General features: G+C 60.9%; 16 protein-coding genes. 15 read left to right on the top strand and 1 reads right to left on the bottom strand.

Annotated elements, in window-relative coordinates:
* The first annotated feature begins 14 nt into the window (after positions 1-14).
* From ABD013_RS00260 to ABD013_RS00190, 15 genes are all read left to right on the top strand, one after another.
* Positions 15-785 (top strand): glucose 1-dehydrogenase, encoded by a 771-nt coding sequence (locus ABD013_RS00260; RefSeq protein ID WP_343800495.1) that lies wholly within the window; start codon positions 15-17, stop codon positions 783-785.
* A 10-nt stretch (positions 786-795) separates the two neighbouring features.
* The gene (locus tag ABD013_RS00255) at positions 796-1,602 is read left to right on the top strand and encodes a fumarylacetoacetate hydrolase family protein (protein ID WP_343800492.1); all 807 of its coding nucleotides are present in this window, start codon (positions 796-798) and stop codon (positions 1,600-1,602) included.
* A gap of 117 nt (positions 1,603-1,719) precedes the next feature.
* Entirely contained in the window at positions 1,720-2,631 is a 912-nt protein-coding gene (locus ABD013_RS00250) for an acetaldehyde dehydrogenase (acetylating) (RefSeq protein ID WP_343800489.1), read from the top strand.
* Between the two features lie 14 nt (positions 2,632-2,645).
* The gene (gene dmpG / locus ABD013_RS00245) at positions 2,646-3,674 is read left to right on the top strand and encodes a 4-hydroxy-2-oxovalerate aldolase (protein ID WP_343800485.1); all 1,029 of its coding nucleotides are present in this window, start codon (positions 2,646-2,648) and stop codon (positions 3,672-3,674) included.
* Positions 3,675-3,710: 36 nt separating this feature from the next.
* Entirely contained in the window at positions 3,711-5,030 is a 1,320-nt protein-coding gene (locus ABD013_RS00240) for an MFS transporter (protein WP_343800482.1), read from the top strand.
* Between the two features lie 96 nt (positions 5,031-5,126).
* Positions 5,127-5,894: an SDR family oxidoreductase gene (locus tag ABD013_RS00235; protein ID WP_343800478.1), complete on the top strand. Its 768-nt coding sequence runs from the start codon at positions 5,127-5,129 to the stop codon at positions 5,892-5,894.
* 14 nt (positions 5,895-5,908) lie between these two features.
* Positions 5,909-7,240 carry a serine hydrolase domain-containing protein gene (locus ABD013_RS00230; protein ID WP_343800476.1) on the top strand — a complete coding sequence of 444 codons (1,332 nt, stop codon included), beginning with the start codon at positions 5,909-5,911 and terminating at the stop codon, positions 7,238-7,240.
* 337 nt (positions 7,241-7,577) lie between these two features.
* Positions 7,578-8,603 carry a hypothetical protein gene (locus ABD013_RS00225; RefSeq protein ID WP_343800473.1) on the top strand — a complete coding sequence of 342 codons (1,026 nt, stop codon included), beginning with the start codon at positions 7,578-7,580 and terminating at the stop codon, positions 8,601-8,603.
* Positions 8,604-8,712: 109 nt separating this feature from the next.
* Positions 8,713-9,759, top strand: a complete 1,047-nt coding sequence (locus tag ABD013_RS00220; RefSeq protein ID WP_343800470.1) for a 2Fe-2S iron-sulfur cluster-binding protein — start codon at positions 8,713-8,715, stop codon at positions 9,757-9,759.
* Between the two features lie 188 nt (positions 9,760-9,947).
* Positions 9,948-11,948 (top strand): sensor domain-containing diguanylate cyclase, encoded by a 2,001-nt coding sequence (locus ABD013_RS00215; protein ID WP_343800467.1) that lies wholly within the window; start codon positions 9,948-9,950, stop codon positions 11,946-11,948.
* A gap of 30 nt (positions 11,949-11,978) precedes the next feature.
* Entirely contained in the window at positions 11,979-13,067 is a 1,089-nt protein-coding gene (locus ABD013_RS00210; RefSeq protein ID WP_343800464.1) for a 4Fe-4S dicluster domain-containing protein, read from the top strand.
* Positions 13,064-13,906 (top strand): FAD/NAD(P)-binding protein, encoded by an 843-nt coding sequence (locus ABD013_RS00205; RefSeq protein WP_343800461.1) that lies wholly within the window; start codon positions 13,064-13,066, stop codon positions 13,904-13,906. The genes ABD013_RS00210 and ABD013_RS00205 overlap by 4 nt, the downstream gene beginning before the upstream one ends.
* Positions 13,906-14,757, top strand: a complete 852-nt coding sequence (locus ABD013_RS00200; protein ID WP_343800456.1) for an NADH-quinone oxidoreductase subunit B family protein — start codon at positions 13,906-13,908, stop codon at positions 14,755-14,757. The genes ABD013_RS00205 and ABD013_RS00200 overlap by 1 nt, the downstream gene beginning before the upstream one ends.
* Positions 14,750-16,045, top strand: coding sequence for a Ni/Fe hydrogenase subunit alpha (locus ABD013_RS00195; protein ID WP_343800454.1), 1,296 nt, complete (start codon positions 14,750-14,752; stop codon positions 16,043-16,045). The genes ABD013_RS00200 and ABD013_RS00195 overlap by 8 nt, the downstream gene beginning before the upstream one ends.
* On the top strand, positions 16,042-16,554 hold the full coding sequence (locus ABD013_RS00190; protein WP_343800451.1) for a hydrogenase maturation protease: 513 nt from the start codon (positions 16,042-16,044) through the stop codon (positions 16,552-16,554). The genes ABD013_RS00195 and ABD013_RS00190 overlap by 4 nt, the downstream gene beginning before the upstream one ends.
* Here the strand turns inward: ABD013_RS00190 and ABD013_RS00185 are convergent.
* Complete coding sequence (locus ABD013_RS00185; protein WP_343800448.1) at positions 16,494-17,321, bottom strand: ATP-grasp domain-containing protein; 828 nt, start codon at positions 17,319-17,321, stop codon at positions 16,494-16,496. The genes ABD013_RS00190 and ABD013_RS00185 overlap by 61 nt on opposite strands.
* Between the last annotated feature and the right edge of the window lie 168 nt (positions 17,322-17,489).

Below are 17,489 nucleotides of genomic sequence, written 5' to 3'. Positions count from 1 at the left end.
AACAAGGAGTTGCCGTGTCTATTTTGAACAAGTTCAACCTGGATGGTCAGGTCGCCGTGATTACCGGCGCCGGCCGCGGTTTGGGCCGTGCCATCGCGCTGGCCTATGCCGAAGCCGGAGCCGATGTGGTCTGCTCGGCCCGCACTCTGGCCGATGTGGAAGCCGTGGCCGAAGAGATCCGGGCACTGGGCCGCCGTGCGCTGGCGGTCAGCTGTGACGTGAATGACCAGAGCCAGCGCGCAGCCCTGGTGGCCGCCGCTGTCGAAGGCATGGGCAAGATCACTCACCTGGTCAACAATGCCGGCGGCTCCGGCCCCAACGACCCGCTGCAGATGAGCCCGGAAGACTTTGCCAGCGTGCTGGAGTTCAACGTCACCTCGGCCTACGCCCTGACTCAACTCTGCGTGCCGCACATGCGCGAGGCCGGCGGCGGCAACGTGATCAACATCACCTCCGGCGCCGCACGTTATATCCAGAAGCACTTTAGCGCCTACGGCACCGCCAAGGCCGCGCTGACACATCTGACCAAGCTGCTGGCCCAGGACTTCTCTCCGGACGTACGTGTAAACGCCATCGCACCGGGCCCGATCCGCACCGCCGCGCTGGAGAATGCCGCCCCAGCCGCCATGCTGGAAACCATGGCCAAAAACACCCCGCTGCAGCGTATTGGTGAGCCGGAAGATATTGCCGCTGCAGCGCTGTATTTCGCTACGCCCGCGTCCAGCTGGGTCACCGGCAAGGTGATCGAAGTGGATGGCGGTGCCGAAGGCAGTGTCTGGGGTTAAGGAGACAAAGATGAACACATCCCTGATCAACTCACCCCTTATAAATCAGCTGGGCAGCGAGCTGCATATCGCGCTGAAGGAAGGCTGCACCCTGTCGCCACTGGTCGAGCGCTATCCTGAGTTGAGCATCGACGATGCCTACCATATCTCGCTGCAGACGCTGAAACTGCGTGAGGCCGATGGCGAGCGGGTGATCGGCAAGAAGATTGGTGTCACCTCGAAAGCGGTGCAGGAGATGCTCAACGTGCATCAGCCTGACTTCGGCTTCCTGACCGATCGCATGCACTTTGCCGACGGCGCCGAAGTCAGCCTGTCTGAAACGGGCCTGATCCAGCCCCGCGCCGAGGGTGAGATCGCCTTCTGCCTGAAGGCGGACCTGACCGGCCCCGGCGTCACCGCCGAAGATGTACTGGCCGCCACCGAGTGGGTGGCGCCCTGCTTCGAGATCGTCGACTCCCGTATCGATGACTGGCGCATCAGCATCGTCGATACCGTGGCCGACAACGCCTCCTGCGGCGTCTTCGTCATCGGCGACACCCATACCGACCCGAACACTCTGGATCTGGCCGCCGTAGCGATGCAGATCGAGAAGAACGGCGAGCCGGCCGGCTCCGGCCTGGGCTCAGCCGTGCAGGGGCATCCGGCCGAGGCCGTCGCCTGGCTGGCCAACACTCTGGGCGAGTACGGCATCCCCTTCCGCAAGGGCGAGATCATCCTGTCCGGTGCCTTGGCGCCGTTGATCCCGGCCACAGCCGGTGACCATTTCAGCCTGACCGCCGAAGGGCTGGGCAGCTGCTCGATCCGCTTTGTGGAATAACCGTCGATTGATCGCCTGCAGGCAGGCTCCTACATCCAGCGTTTGTAGGAGCCTGCCCTTGTAGGAGCTTGCCTTGCAAGCGATAGGGCTACCAAAAAAGCACATGTGGAACTGACTATGTCCAAAAAACTGAAAGCGGCCATCATTGGCCCGGGTAACATCGGCACGGATCTGCTGATGAAGATGCAACGCTCCGAGTGGATCGAGCCGGTGTGGATGGTCGGTATCGACCCCGAATCTGAAGGCCTCAAGCGCGCCGCCGAGATGGGCATCAAGACCTGCTCAACCGGTGTCGATGGCCTGCTGGAACACGTCATCGAAGACGATATCCGCGTCGCCTTCGATGCCACTTCTGCCTATGTCCATGCCGAGAACAGTCGCAAGCTGAACGAGCTGGGCGTGATCATGATCGACCTGACCCCGGCCGCCATCGGTCCCTACTGCGTACCGCCGGTGAACCTGGCTGACCATGCCAAGAACCTGGAGATGAACGTCAACATGGTGACCTGCGGTGGCCAGGCGACCATCCCGATGGTGGCGGCGGTCTCCCGCGTACAGCCGGTGGAATACGGCGAGATCATCGCGACCGTTTCGTCTCGTTCAGTCGGTCCGGGTACACGCCAGAACATCGATGAGTTCACCCGTACCACCGCCGGTGCCGTTGAGAAGGTCGGCGGCGCCAGGAAAGGCAAGGCGATCATCGTGATTAACCCGGCCGAGCCGCCGTTGATCATGCGTGACACCATCCACTGCCTGACCGAAGGTGAGCCGGATCAGGCCGCCATCACCGAATCCGTGCAGGCCATGGTGAAGGACGTGCAGAAATACGTGCCGGGCTACCGCCTGGTGAACGGCCCGATCTTCGACGGCAACCGCGTGACTTGCTTCATGGAAGTGGAAGGCCTGGGCGACTTCCTGCCCAAGTACGCCGGCAACCTGGACATCATGACCGCGGCCGGTCTGCGTACCGCCGAGATGTTCGCCGAAGAAGTATCCAACGGCAGCATCAATCTGCCTGAGCGTGGCTAACGGAGGAAAGACACATGAATCTGAACGGTAAGAAAGTCACGCTGCACGACATGAGCCTGCGTGACGGCATGCACGCCAAGCGTCACCAGATCAGCCTGGATGAAATGGTCAACATCGCCACCGGTCTGGATGAAGCCGGCATGCCGCTGATCGAAGTCACCCACGGCGACGGCCTCGGCGGCACCTCGGTGAACTACGGTTTCCCGGCGCACAGCGATGAGGAGTACTTGGGTGCCGTCATTCCGAAGATGAAGAACGCCAGGGTCTCCGCCCTGCTGCTGCCGGGGATCGGTACCGTCGATCATCTGAAGATGGCCAAGGATCTGGGTGTGTCCACCATCCGTGTGGCGACGCACTGCACCGAAGCCGATGTATCTGAACAGCACATCGGCATGGCCGCCAAAATGGAGATGGACACCGTCGGCTTCCTGATGATGGCGCACATGGTCAGCCCGGAGAAAATCCTGGAGCAGGCCAAGCTGATGGTCAGCTACGGCGCCAACTGCATCTACGCCACTGACTCCGCGGGCTACATGCTGCCGGATGAAGTCAGCGCCAAGATCGGCCTGCTGCGTGCCGAACTGCCGACCAACGTGGAAGTGGGCTTCCATGGCCACCACAACCTGGGCATGGGTATCGCCAACTCGTTGGCGGCGATCGAGGCCGGTGCATCCCGCGTTGACGGTTCTGTGGCCGGCCTGGGGGCCGGTGCCGGCAACACGCCACTGGAAGTGTTCTGTGCCGTGCTGGATCGCATGGGCGTCGAGACCGGTATCGACCTGTACAAGATCATGGATGTGGCCGAAGACCGGGTGTTCCCGATCATGGACCAGCCGATCCGCGTCGATCGCGATGCGCTGATCCTGGGCTACGCCGGCGTCTACTCATCCTTCCTGCTGTTTGCTCAGCGTGCGGAGAAGAAGTACGGCATCCAGGCCCGTGACATCCTGGTCGAACTGGGCCGCCGCGGCACCGTCGGCGGTCAGGAAGACATGATCGAGGACCTGGCGCTGACCATGGCGAAAGAGAAGGGCCTGATCTGACCCACGGATTTGACCTGGCAAGCAAGGAGCCTGTTCATGACGATGCTTGACCCCACTGCTATCGCTCCGGCCTGGCGTCGCCACGGATTACTGCTCCTGCTGGCCCTGCTGTATTCCAACACTTTTATTGGCCGCCAGATCATGGCGGTCATGATCGAGCCGATCAAGCTGGAGTTTGACGCCAGCGATACCGCGATGGGGCTGGTATCAGGGCTGGCCTTTGCCGGTGTCTACGCCCTCTTTGGGCTGGGCGCCGGCCGTCTGGCCGACCGTTTGAAGCGAACCCATGTGCTGGCGGCCAGCGCCCTGATCTGGAGCGCAACCACCATGCTCTGTGGGTTCGCCACCGGCTTTGTGGTTCTGGTCATGGCCCGAATGCTGGTCGCCATTGGCGAATCCGCCATCACACCCAGCGCAATTTCAATGATCGCCGACCTTTACCCTCCCCACCGACGAGCCTTTGCCATCAGCTGCTTCAGCACTGCCCCGACACTGGCCGTGATCGTCGCCATGAGTGCCGGAGCCTGGTTGATAGAGCAGTATGGCTGGCGCACCGGCTTTATTGCCGTTGCAGTTCCAACCAGCCTGATAGCGCTGGTCATTTTGCTGGTTCGTGAGCCGGCTCGGGGTACCTGGGATCACCCGCAGACTGAGCAACAAGTGCCCCTGTCCCTGCTGGCGACGCTGAAATCGCTCTGGGCACTGCGTCCCTACCGCTACCTGATTTTCGCGGCCGGCATGAGTACGCTGGGCGCAAACGCCTATGGCATGTGGAACGCCACCTTTCTGGTACGTTCTCATGGGCTGGACCTGCAGCAGGCGGGTATTCTGGCCGGTTTCATTGGTGGCGGTTCAGCGGCGCTGGGCATGCTGTTCAGCGGCTGGTTCACCGACCGGTTGATCAGCGCCCACCCACGCTGGCAGTTGCTGATTCCGCAGTTGGGCCATGGCATCGGCATCATCGCGATGACCGCCTACCTGCTCTGGCCCGCCGACAGCACCCTGATGCTGTTCAACCATCAGATCCCGACAGCCATGATCTGGTGTGCGCTGAACGGCTTTTTTGCCGTCTGGTGGGTGGGCCCCTGTTTCAGCATGATCACGCGACTGGTCTCCCCCGACAGCCGAGCCGTCGCCATGGCCTGTCAAACCGTCCTGGTGACGCTGTTCGGAGTGGGGGTAGGCCCGCTTGCGGTGGGGGCTCTCAGTGACCTGATGGCTGCAACGCTGGGTACCGAGTCTCTGCGCTATTCATTACTGCTGGGCTGCGTCAGTACCTTTGCCGCCATGTTGCTGCTGCAGAGCGCCCTCCCGGGCTCAGCAAGCAAAATCGATATCCGCAGAACAGGAAGTTGAAGGCGCTATAGTCTGAACAGACGAAGCAGCACCGGCGCATCACTTACATAGTCAAAAGCGCCAAATGCAAAAACCAATAACAACGAGGAACGCCACATGTCCACTATCGCCGTAACCGGTGCCGCTTCAGGTATCGGTGCCGCCGTATGCCAGCATCTTGAAGCCGCCGGCCATACCCTGATTCGCGTTGATCTGCGCAATGCCGATGTCAATGCCGACCTGTCCACGGCCGAAGGGCGTCAGGCGGCGATTGCGCAGACATTGGAGGCCTGTAACAACCGTCTGGATGCTGTCGTGGCCTGCGCCGGCGTGGGCGTCACCGCACCGTCCATCGGCCTGATTCTCGGCGTAAACTACTTTGGCGTGACTGAATATCTGGACGGTCTGGAAGATGCCCTGACCGCCGGGTGCAACGGCAAGGCCGTGATCATCGGCTCCGTCGCCGGCAGTCACATGGTCGCCACCCCTCACCCCATGGCCGCGGCCATGCTGGAGAATGACGAAGCCAAGGCACTGCAGATGGCCGAACAGAGCGAGAACCCGTCGGCCGCCTATGCCGCCTCCAAATACGCCGTGACCGTGTATGGCCGTCGCAAATCCGTTGAGTGGGGCAAGCGCGGCCTGCGTCTGAACATCATCGCCCCCGGCGCCGTGGAAACCCCGCTGCACAAGGCCTCACTGGACGATGCCCGCTTCGGCGAAGCGGTGAAGAACTTTGTCGCGCCGATGGGCCGTGCCGGCGTGCCGGATGAGATCGCCGATGGCGTCGGCTTCCTGCTGTCCGACAAGTCCGCCTTTGTAAACGGCTCGGTGCTGTTCATCGATGGCGGTATGGACGCCATGGTGCGCACCAACACGTTCTGATCCAAGGAGGCAAGATGTCCTGTTTCAAGCCCGGCCTCCTTGCGACGGCCCTGTTCGGTTTTACCACATTATCGGCCCACGCCAGCCAGTGTCAGCCACCGGTCGAGAGCAACTTCCTGCCCGCGGCAGAATCCGCCGCCGACCTGATGGGCTGGATGCAGGGCAGCCCCCCTCCTGCAGATCGCCGCGTCAAGCTGGCAGACGGTTCCTTCTTCCGCTTTCCGGCGCTGCGCTACAGCGTGGCGCATATGGGCGAGTTCCTGCCCACCACGCTGGTCAGCCGACGCAACACGCCGCCGGCTTCGCTGGATTACGACCTGGACAAGGGTATCGAGCAACTGACCTATACTCCCTGGGGGCGTGAACAGGCGATCGACTGGCAGCAGGCACTGGGGGAAACCTATACCGATGGTCTGCTGGTCATGCACCGGGGCAAGGTGGTATACGAGCGCTACTTCGATGGTTTCAAGGACTATGACCGCCACCTGCTGATGTCGATGACCAAGGCGGTCACCGGCACCCTGGCGCTGGACCTGATCAAGCGCGGCGAGATCGACGAAAACCAGCTGATCAGCCACTACATTCCGGAGCTCAAGGACTCGGGCTTTGGTGATGCAACGGTCAAGCAAGTGCTCAATATGACCACCGGCATCGACTTCGACGAAAACTACGCGGACCCCAAGTCGGAGATCTGGATGTTCTCCGCCGCCGGTAACCCGCTGCCCAAGCCCAAGGGCTATCAGGGACCGACCGGGTATTACGAGTACCTGCCGATGGTGCAGAAACAGGGCGAGCATGGCACCGGCTTCCATTATCGCACCGCCAATACCGAGGTGATCGGCTGGCTGGTGGCGCGGGTGACCGGCATGTCGGTGGCGGATTACCTGGAGGAGAAGATCTGGAGCAAGATCGGCATGGAACGCGCCGCGCTGTTCCAGGTAGATGAATACGGCACGCCCTTCTCGGGTGGCGGCCTCAACGCCAGCCTTCGCGACCTGGCCCGCTTCGGCGAGCTGATGCGCAACAACGGTCGCTTTGGTGACGCGCAGATCCTGCACCCGGACGTCGTGGCCGATATCCGTGGCGGTGCCCAGTACCCGGCCTTTGCCGAGCCGCTGGATAACAGCATGGCCAGCTGGTCATTCCGCAGCATGTGGTGGGTCACCGGCAATGAGAACCAGGCCTTCATGGCGCGCGGCGTGCACGGCCAGAGCCTGTATATCGACCCGGCCCAGGAGCTGGTGATCGCCCGTTTTGCCTCTCATCCGATTGCAGCTAACAAGGCCAACGACTGCATCAGTCTGCCTCTTTATCAACGTCTGTCAGACTACTTCGCCAACCGCTAAGCTTCCTTCAGGCCTCCCTTCCGGGAGGCTCTTTACCCTCTCCTGCGCCCAGTTTTCCAACCTGTTCCAGGTGTCTATTTTTTGACCTCAGTCAAATACCCACACGCTTTACCCGCCTTAAATCTCACCTCGATCATCGTCGAAAAGCCTTTTTAAAGGCCAGAAATTGAAGACTAACCCTCTGTTTTTAAATGCCTGAAGAATACATCTAGCATTATTCGTGCCCAGCTTTAAAGCGATACAAAACCACAATTTTTTAATTTGATTTATGTATCACGTCCGCCTAGATTCTAGTGGTCTTCAACAACAAGAACACATCAATTCAGAGGTAAGCTCCATGCACGATAAAATCGCTAATACCATGGAATTCCCGCCGGAAACCCCGCAGCCAAACATCTACCCGCTGCGCTGGGAAACCAAGACCTCCAAGATGGAAGAGATCTGGGATGCATCCCTGCGTGAAGCCTGGAACCCGAAAGACCTGCCCTGGGATACCCTCGATGTCTCCAGCTACAGCTGGGAAGAACGTGAAGCGATCGCCTACTGGTGGACTCTGCTCTCTGTATTCGATGCGTCTGCACCGCCGGTGTTTGCTGAAGCCTTCATCAAGACCTATGAAGATCACGAGGAAGACGCCATCCGTCGCTGCTTCTTCTCCGTCACCCGTGACGAGCAGAACCATGAGCAGATGTGTGGCCTGGTGATCACCAAGATGCTGGAATCCGCCAGCCCGCTGGAATACGAGCCGAAGACCGAACTGGGTCGTCGCCTGCAGAAGAACGCCCGCTGGTTGTATTACAACGGCGGCCGCTACTGGAACGGCTACAAGCAGGCCGTACCCAAGTACAACCTGGCGGTCCTGTTCAGCTCCTTCCTGATGGGCGAAATCGCAGCCGCGACCATCTTCAAGCAGATGTCACAGAGCTGCGAAGAGCTGGTGTTCACTGAAGCGTTCAAGAACATCGGTCGTGACGAGGGCCGCCACATGGCGATCTGCCTGTCGCTGATGGAGCGTGACTATCCGAACCTGTCTGCCGAAGACAAGAAGATCATCACCAAGCAGATCCGTGCCGGTTACCTGTTCCTGTCTGCCGTGCTGTTCGAGCCGCCGGCCGAGTTCTGGGACCTGCCGGAAGACTTTATCGCCACTCAGCGTGAAGCCGAAGCGATCGCCCGCGAAGCCGGTTTCGGTATTCCGAGCTATGAGGACAAGCTGGACAACTGGCGCAGCGCCATGCTGAACCTGAAAGCGGTACTGGACAAGTACGACACTCCGTTCCCGGCGATCCCTGAAGTGGATATCACCGGTGAGGAAGTGACCCAGGCCGATCTGGACTCTGCGGACATCATCCCGATCTTCTGATCGCTGTCTGCATAATCCCGGCAGCAGCCGCCCGGCAGGTCCGGCCGGCTGCTTTTCCGTCCCATTTCAGTTTTTCAGGGTCACTGCCATACAGTGTCCGGAGGTACCCATGACAACGATCCGCTTATCCCCGTCCGGCAAGGAAGTCGAAGCCAAAACCGGTGAAACCGTACTCGAAACGCTGGAAAATGCCGGCTACGCCCTGCCCAACAACTGCCGCGCCGGCGCCTGTGGCGAGTGTAAGGTCAAGGTGCTGGACGGCGACTTCGACCAGGGCATGGTGCTGGACATGGCCCTGTCGCAGGAGGAGCGTGCCGAAGGCTACGGCCTGATGTGCATGTGCAAGCCGCTGGGCGAGGTGCTGGAGATCGACTGGGGCACCGACGACGCCAAGCCCAAGCTGTTCCCGCCACGCGAGAACGTGCGCTGCATGGTGGTGGACCGGATTGAGCGCACCGACCGCATCGCCGAGATTCGCCTGCGCCCGATCGGCGAACCGCTCCGCTTCTGGCCCGGCCAGTACGTCAGTCTGACCGACACCCAGAAGACGGTAACACCACGCTCCTACTCCATCGCCAACGCGCCCCGTCCCGATGGCGAAATCGTGCTGCAGATCACCCGTGTACCCGACGGCAAGACCAGCAACTGGGTGCATCAGGACGTACACCCGGGCAGCATGGTGAACCTGTCCGGCCCTTATGGCACCTTCATTGGCGACCCAAGTACCGATGGCCCCGTGCTCTGCCTGGCTGCCGGTACCGGCCTGGCACCGATCCTGAGCCTGACCGATGCGGCCCTGCGTCGCGGCTTCAAGCAGCCGGTACACCTGATGTTTTCGGCACGTACTGAAGCCGACATCTACTGCCGCGGCCTGCTGGAGCTGTGGAACACGCGTCATCGCCGCTTCAAGTTCCTGCCGACACTGACCCGGGAAGAGAAGGAAGGCATGCTGCACGGTCGTCTGCCGGAGCTGATCGCCAAGCAGTATCCTGACCTGTCGAAACACGCCATCTACATCGCCGGCAGCCCCGAGTTTGTCGAGGACTGCATCGCCGCCGTCAAGGCCCAGGGAGCCCAGGCGGAGATGATCTACACCGAAGGCTTCTTCGATCAGGCACTGCCGGAGACACCCTCCAGCGAACGCCTGGTGGGCTAGCATCGCCCCACCTGACGGTAGCCCAACAGCAGGGGGCTACTGTCAGGCATTACTGCGCGTCCCGCATGGAGGCCGAAGAGCCCTGAATTAAGTTGCCAAAAAGGAACATTTATCACGTAAACTGGTGCTCAACCGTGAGGTTTTCACTATACATAAAAAGGCCCCCGTACTTTTTATGAGCGGTTTACATGACAGATTCTTTTGCAACACCGGCGGCCAGCACTTCTGGCCACCTGGATTTGGGGCAGCTGCTTGGCGGGCACAACCCTAAACTGCGTAACCGGATTCTGCTGCTCTGGCTGGTCAGCGGGCTGGCGTCCGTGCTACTGGGCCTAGCGGCTGTTGAGTTCGACTGGAGCGCCCTGCCGATATCGGTGGGATCGGCCACATTCCATGTAACGCTTTATCCGCCCCTGATACTGGCCATGTTCTGGCTGTTCTGGTTCGGTTTCTGGTGGGCCGCAATCCCGACCTGGCTAACCACCTTCGTGCTGGCTACTCACTACGGCATGCCCTACGAATGGGCCCTGCTCTTTGCCTGCTCAGACCCGCTGGGGCTGGCACTGATCGCCATGATCTACCGGGCTCAACCCCAGTCGACAGACCTGCGCTGGCCGGGCAACCTTGTCCTGTTCATCCTGATCAGTTTCGCAGCGGCGGTCCTCAGCTCCATCGGCGCCTTCATCTGGAGCCATGCCACCCATGCCGATATTGCCAGCCTCTACTCCATCTGGGAGGGCTGGTGGCTGGGCTTCCTGCTGCAGAACATGCTGGTTGTCCTGCCCATCCTGCGGCTGGCCTATACCCGCATGCATGACTGGCAGCAAAGCACCCAGCTATGGTGCCGCCGCTATTCCACAGCCGACGGCTTGCGCATGACCCTGATCATCGCCGCAACCCTGGTCACTACGGCCATGCTATTTACCTGGCTCAGCGCCAACCTGACCAAAAACGCCATCGAGACCGCCGCCTTCAGCCGCGACCCCAGCCTCTGGCAGCCGATCGCGCAGATGGTCCGAGATTCGGTTGATGCCCTGATGAGCGTATTGCTGATCCTGATGGTGGCGATGGCCCTGTTCGGCATCTACCTGTTCCGCTACTGGTCCCGGCGCCTGACCCTGTCCAACCAGATGCTGACCCGCAGCAACCGCCAGCTCAGCGCCGAAATCAAGGAGCGCGAAAGTGTCCAGGCCGAACTGCAGGAACGCTACCAGATGCTCAACCTGATGGCAGAGCTGGATGCACGCCTGCATTCGGCCAATTCGACGCGGGAGATCATCAACGCCCTGGCGGAATACCTGCCGCGCCAGTTACCCCGGCTGGAAGGTGTGCTCTGCCGCTTTACCCAGGATCGTCGACTCGAGGTGCTGACCCACTGGGGACGCTTTGCACTGATTGGCGAACACTATGCCGCCAGCCTGGAATTGCCGGCAGAATCCGAGCACTGGGAGCAGGTGGCCCTCTACGACCCTGAGGGGATACGTAACATTCATCGCGTGCTCCCACTCAAGTCAGGGCGCAAGCTGCTTGGCGTCATCCTGCTCGGTCCCGAGCCGACGGACAATACGGCCATTGGATCGGTACTGCAGATCCTGTCCGAACACCTGTCACTGGCCCTGACCAACCTGCAGCTGAGGGAACAACTGAAGCAGGAAGCCAGCCACGACCCTCTGACCGGCCTTTATAACCGCCGCTACCTGCACAACTGGCTTGGCCCAGAACTGATCCGGTGCGACCGCCACGGACGCCCGCTCAGCCTGATGCTGATCGATATCGACCACTTCAAACGGCTTAACGACAGTCTGGGCCATGAGGCCGGCGACGAGGCACTGAAGGGTATCGCCGCGTTCATCACCAAGCAGATCCGCGAAAGTGATATCGCCTGCCGTTTCGGCGGTGAAGAGATCATTCTGGCACTCCCCGAGGCCAGCCTGTTTCATGCTCAGGAGCGTGCCAGCGACCTGGTGCAGGGTATACGTGCACTGCAGCTACATACCCACACAGGAGACCCTCTTCCCCACCTGACCGTTTCCATCGGGCTGGCTGCCTATCCTCAGCATGCCGACAGTGTCGAAAGCCTGATCCGGGCCGCTGACCAGGCGATGTACAGTGCCAAGGCGGAGGGGCGTGACCGCATTGCAGTCGCCGATAAGCCAGCCGGACTTGTGTTCTCACCGCCCGGCACCTAACGTAAGGTAAAAAACGAGTGGAAACGCCCCATGCCTGCTGCGGATTTCCTGCCACGTTCACGCCTGTCGTCCCTGTTTGACCTGCTCAAGCAGCGGGGCTACCTGCTGATCGGCCCCCAGGCCGTGGACGGTGCTATTCTCTACCGCCCGCTGCAACATCCCGAGCAACTGCCCAACGGGATCGAACAGATCCAGCAACCCGGCCAGTACCGTCTGATCCGAACTGACAACCCACGCCAGTTCAGCTGGGCCAATGGCCCGCAGGCACTGAAGCCGCTGACCTTTGCCCCGCGCGAAACCCTCTGGCACAGTGAACTCAACGCCGATGGCAGCCTCAGCTTCCATGAGGAGATAGCCTCACCCGACCCCACCGCCGTGATCGGCGTGCGAGGCTGCGATCTGGCTGCCCTGGCGTTGCAGGACCGGCACTTTGCAGACGATCCCTACTACCAGAAACGGCGCGCTTCCCTGCTGTTGATCGCCGTCGATTGCGCCCACCCAGCCGATACCTGCTTCTGCGCCAGCACCGGTGACGGCCCCGATGCCAAAGCGGGATATGACCTGGCCCTGAGCGAGCTGGACGAAGGGTTTCTGCTGCGCGTCGGCAGCGCGGCCGGCCAGACACTGATAAACGCACTGCCACTGGAAACCGCAACCGAGCAGCATCGCCAGCAGGCGGAAACTCAACAGCAGCAGGCTTGCCAACAGCAACGCCAATTGCCCGAATTCGAGCCGGCTCGGCTGATCCATCAGGGCCAGCACCCGGCCTGGGAGGCCGTCGCCGACGCCTGCCTCAGCTGCGGCAACTGCACCTCGGTGTGTCCCAGCTGTTTCTGCTTCAGCGAGAGCGAAGTGCCGGAGTTGGACGGCACGGCCTCCAGCCACCAGCGCCAGTGGGACTCCTGTTTCAGCGAAGGTCACAGTTACATCCACGGTCACCGCTTCCGCCCCGATACCAAAGGACGTTACCGTCAGTGGCTGACCCACAAGTTCGGCAGCTGGGTAGAGCAATATGGACGCAGCGGATGTACCGGGTGTGGTCGCTGCATCAGCTGGTGCCCGGTGGGGATCGACCCGTTGGAAGTGCTGACTCAGCTGGGCAGGGAGGACAAAGAATGAGTAACCCGGCACTGCCCACCGAGGCACTGATCCTGAACCGAATTCAGGAAACCGACGATATCTTTACTCTGCAGCTGAAGCTGACCGACCCAGAACAGCAGTGGCGCCTCGGCATCCAGCCCGGCCAGTTCAATATGCTGTACCGCTTTGGCGTGGGCGAGATTCCGATCTCGTTCAAGGCGATCAGCGAGGATGACCAGAGGCAACCGGTGCTGGAACACACCATTCGTGCCGTAGGCCGGGTCAGCCGGGCGCTGGCGGCACTGGAGCCTGGAGAGCGCATCGGCCTGCGCGGCCCCTTTGGGCGCGGCTGGCCACTACAGCAGGCTGAAGGCCAGGATCTGTGCGTCGTCACCGGCGGTCTTGGCTGTGCGCCGGCGGTATCGATTATCGAACATGCCTTCGCCAATCGGGAACGTTACGGCCACATCCATATCATTCAGGGCGTGAAGCACTCTGCCGACCTGCTCTGGCGCAGCCGTTACGAATACTGGGCGCAGCAGCCGAACACCACCGTGCTGATGGCCGCCGACGTGGCCGCTCCCGGCTGGCCCTGGTACAGCGGTCGGGTCACCGAACTGCTCAAACGGTTACCACTCAAGCCCGAGCAGACCCTGGTCTGCTGCTGCGGCCCGGAACCGATGATGCAGGCCAGTGCCGAGCAGCTGATCCGCCAGCAGGTACCAGCCGAGGCGATCTGGCTCAGCATGGAGCGCAACATGCAGTGTGCCAGCGGTCACTGCGGTCACTGCCAGTTTGGTGCCGACTTCATCTGCCGTGACGGACCGGTGATGCCTTACCCCCGGTTGCGTGACCGCCTGGGTCTGGAGGGCATTTAATGAAGAGCCTGATGACCAGCCCGAAGACCAGGCCGCGTATCGCCGTACACAAGTTCAGTTCCTGCGATGGCTGCCAGCTCGCCTTTCTCAACCTGGGCGAAGCCCTGCTGCAGCTGAACGAGCAGGTAGAAATTCTGCACTTTCTTGAAGCCGGCATGAGCGATGTCGCTGCGCCTGTGGATATCGCCTTTGTCGAGGGCAGCCTGTCGACCCCGGACGAACAGGAGCGCATCCGCCAGGTGCGCGCCAACAGTCGCTATCTGGTCAGCATTGGTGCCTGTGCCACCAGCGGCGGACTGCAGGCACTGCGCAATCTTGATAGCAGCCATGATGACTGGCGTGATGCCATCTACGCCCGTCCCGAATTTATCCACACGCTGAAGGATGTACGACCGATCGCTGCCGAGGTCAGGGTAGATCTGGAACTCTGGGGCTGCCCGGTCAGCAGCGCTCAGGTCCTGGCGGCGGTCCGCGCCCTGCTGTTCGGCGTAGCGCCGGTCGATGACCGCGACCGGGTCTGCCTGGAGTGCAAGCGCCAGCAGGCGGTCTGCGTGATGGTCACCCAGGGCGTGCCCTGTATGGGGCCGGTCACCCGTACCGGCTGTGGTGCCCTCTGCCCCCGCTTCGGTCGCGACTGCTATGGCTGCTACGGCCCCAGTGAAACGGCCCAAACCGAAACCCTGGCCCGGCGCTTTGCCGGCCTCGGCCTGCTGACCGATGCCATCGCCCGCCGCTTCCTGCTGATCAATTCCCAGGCGCCGGCCTTTTTGCAGACCGGGCGAGTCTTTTACCGCACTTCAGCGGAAGATCAGCCAGTACAACATCAACCGGCAGGAGATCAGGATGACTAGCCGCCGTATCCGCATCGACGTGCCAGCGCTGACCCGCGTTGAAGGTGAGGGCTCACTCAGGCTGGAGGTCAGTAACGGCCAGCTGATTGAACTGGGTCTGTCGATTTTCGAGCCACCGCGCTATTTCGAGAAGTTTCTGGAAGGCCGCGAAGCGAAAGAGGTAGTCGATATCGTCGCCCGCATCTGTGGCATCTGCCCGGTGGCCTACCAGATCAGCGCGCTCAGTGCGCTCGAATCCCTGTCACAGCAGACTGCTTCACCCTGGGTGCAACAGATGCGACGAGCCTTCTACTGCGGCGAGTGGCTGCAGAGTCATTCTCTGCATATCCATCTGCTGGCGCTGCCCGATTTTCTCGGTTTCGACAACGCCATCGCCATGGCCGAACAGTATCCGGATGAGGTCAAGCGCGGGCTCAAACTACAGGGGCTTGGCAACGCCCTGATCCGGCTGTTCGGCGGTCGCTCAGTCCATCCGGTCGGTGCCCGGCTGGGTGGCTTCCACCATGCACCGGCGCCCGAGGAGGTCGCCACGCTGGTAGCAAAACTCAAAGAGGCCAGGGATGACGCTCGTGAGCTGACGCAGTTCTGTGCCGGCTTGCCGCTGCCGGATGACCCTCAGGAATTCATCTGTGTCGCCCTGCACCACCCCGACCGCTACGCCATGGAGTGTGGCGAGATCCGCACCAGCACGGGACTGACTCTAAGTGCCGACCAGTTCGAACAGCACTTTCACGAAACCCACAAACCGGACTCCACTGCACTCTGGTCCGATCTTGACGGCCAGCCCTACCTGACCGGCCCGCTGGCGCGGCTGAACATCAATCACGCCCAGCTGCCCGATTTTCTGCAGGCACGCTTCGGCGAGATCGGCCTGCAGCTGCCGTCCAACAACATGTTCCACAGCCTGATCGCCCGAGCACTGGAGATCGAACTGTCGCTGCACGAAGCGATCCAGCTGCTGCACGAGTACGAGTCTCCGGAAGCTTCTTATACCGTGCTGCCACTTGAATCGGGTGTCGGCTGCGGCATGAGCGAAGCGCCTCGCGGCCTGCTCTGGCACCGTTATCAACTGGATGAGAACGGATTGATCAAAGCCGCCCGTATCGTGCCGCCGACCAGCCAGAATCAGGCTCGCATCGAAGCGGACCTGCACCGTTCGCTGACTGCCTTCGGGCTGGATAATGATGAAGATTCGCTGAGACTCAGGGCCGAACAGGTGATCCGCAATTACGACCCCTGCATCTCTTGCGCGACCCATTTCCTGACACTGATCAAGGATGAAAAGTGAGTACACACCCACCTCAAAAGCACCTGGTACTGGCTGTCGGATCGCCCTCTGGCGACGACCAGGCCGGTTGGCTGGTCATCGAGCAGATGCGCCAGATGGACCTGCCACTCCAGCTGCAACTGCTCTATATGGATCGCCCGGGGCCAGCGCTGATCGAGCAGATGCAGGGCTACGCCAGTGTGACGTTAATCGACGCCATTTACACAGAGCAGTATCCACCCGGATGCTGGCTGAAGCTCAACCTGTTCCAGCTGGCACAACACGACAGCTGCTCCAGCCACGGCTTCGGGCTGAGTGAAACCCTCGCACTGGCACAGCAGCTGGATCAGCTTCCGCCGAAACTCCGGCTGCTGGGTATCAGTATTTGCAAACCCGCGGTGGGTGAAAATGCATCCGAGGATGTAACCAGCGCCGCTCAGGCACTGGCACAGCGGCTGGCGCGAGAGTATCAAACCGCGATCGGCAACGGCGGTGTCGGGTCCTTGGGATCGTCGTCATCATCGTCGTGATCATTGGCCGCCTGCAGATGCGCCTGGATCGCCGCTGACACCTTCTGGCTCAACCCCTGCAGGCCGGTGTTGCCAAACAGACGGTTGAATTCTAGCAGGTAGGGGTAACCGTCCACCATCGCCACATCAAAGCCTGCATGGTCAATCTCCAGCTCCTGCGCTACCTTCAAGGCCAAATCGATGGCGGCCTGGGGCAGCGGCGTCTCGGCATCCACTGAGCCGCCCCGGGACAGGTTATTGTGGAAGCCGTTATGGCTCTGGCAACGCCAGAACCCGGCCACCAGTTGGCCGCCGACCACAACCAGACGCAGATCCCGGTCGATCGGTAACAGCTCCTGTGTGTAGATTACCGGTGTCTGCGCCAGATAGGCGTTCCAGCCCGCACGATTTTCAATCAGGAAAACGCCCTGCCCCATGCTGCTTTTGGGAATCTTGGCCACAAAGGGCAGTGCCATCTGATCCCAGACCCGATCGGCATTCTGGGGGTCATTGGGCTCAATCAGTGTCCAGGGCGTATGGCTCGGCACCAGCATATGGAAGGCACGAGTCATCTGCACCTTGTCATGCCCGATCAGGTAGGAGGACAGACTCGGGAAGATCCGTTTTTTCAGGCCAAACACCAAGGCGTTGACCTGCCAGTACTGCGGGAAGAGAACCCAGTCGGCCGCCTCGATTTCAGCGCGGTGGCGGAACATGTGTTCAGGTTTAATGTAGCGGACATCAGGAAGGTGAAGGGTGCGAAACGCATCAAAGGATACGCAGTTCATTCATAGGTACACCAGAAAGTTGAAAGCGGAATCATAGTGTTAATCAGATGAAGCACAAAGCATTTTTGAGCCTCCCAGCAGCAACTTTTTTCACTCGAGCAGCTGCAAACAAACAGGATAAAATGTAGCCTTGATTACATTCTAATAATTCGCTCATCAGGAGTGCAC

The sequence above is a fragment of the Marinobacterium maritimum genome (genome assembly GCF_039523155.1).
Classification (GTDB): Bacteria; Pseudomonadota; Gammaproteobacteria; order Pseudomonadales; family Balneatricaceae; genus Marinobacterium; species Marinobacterium maritimum.
This window is presented reverse-complemented; position numbering and strand designations above follow the sequence as displayed.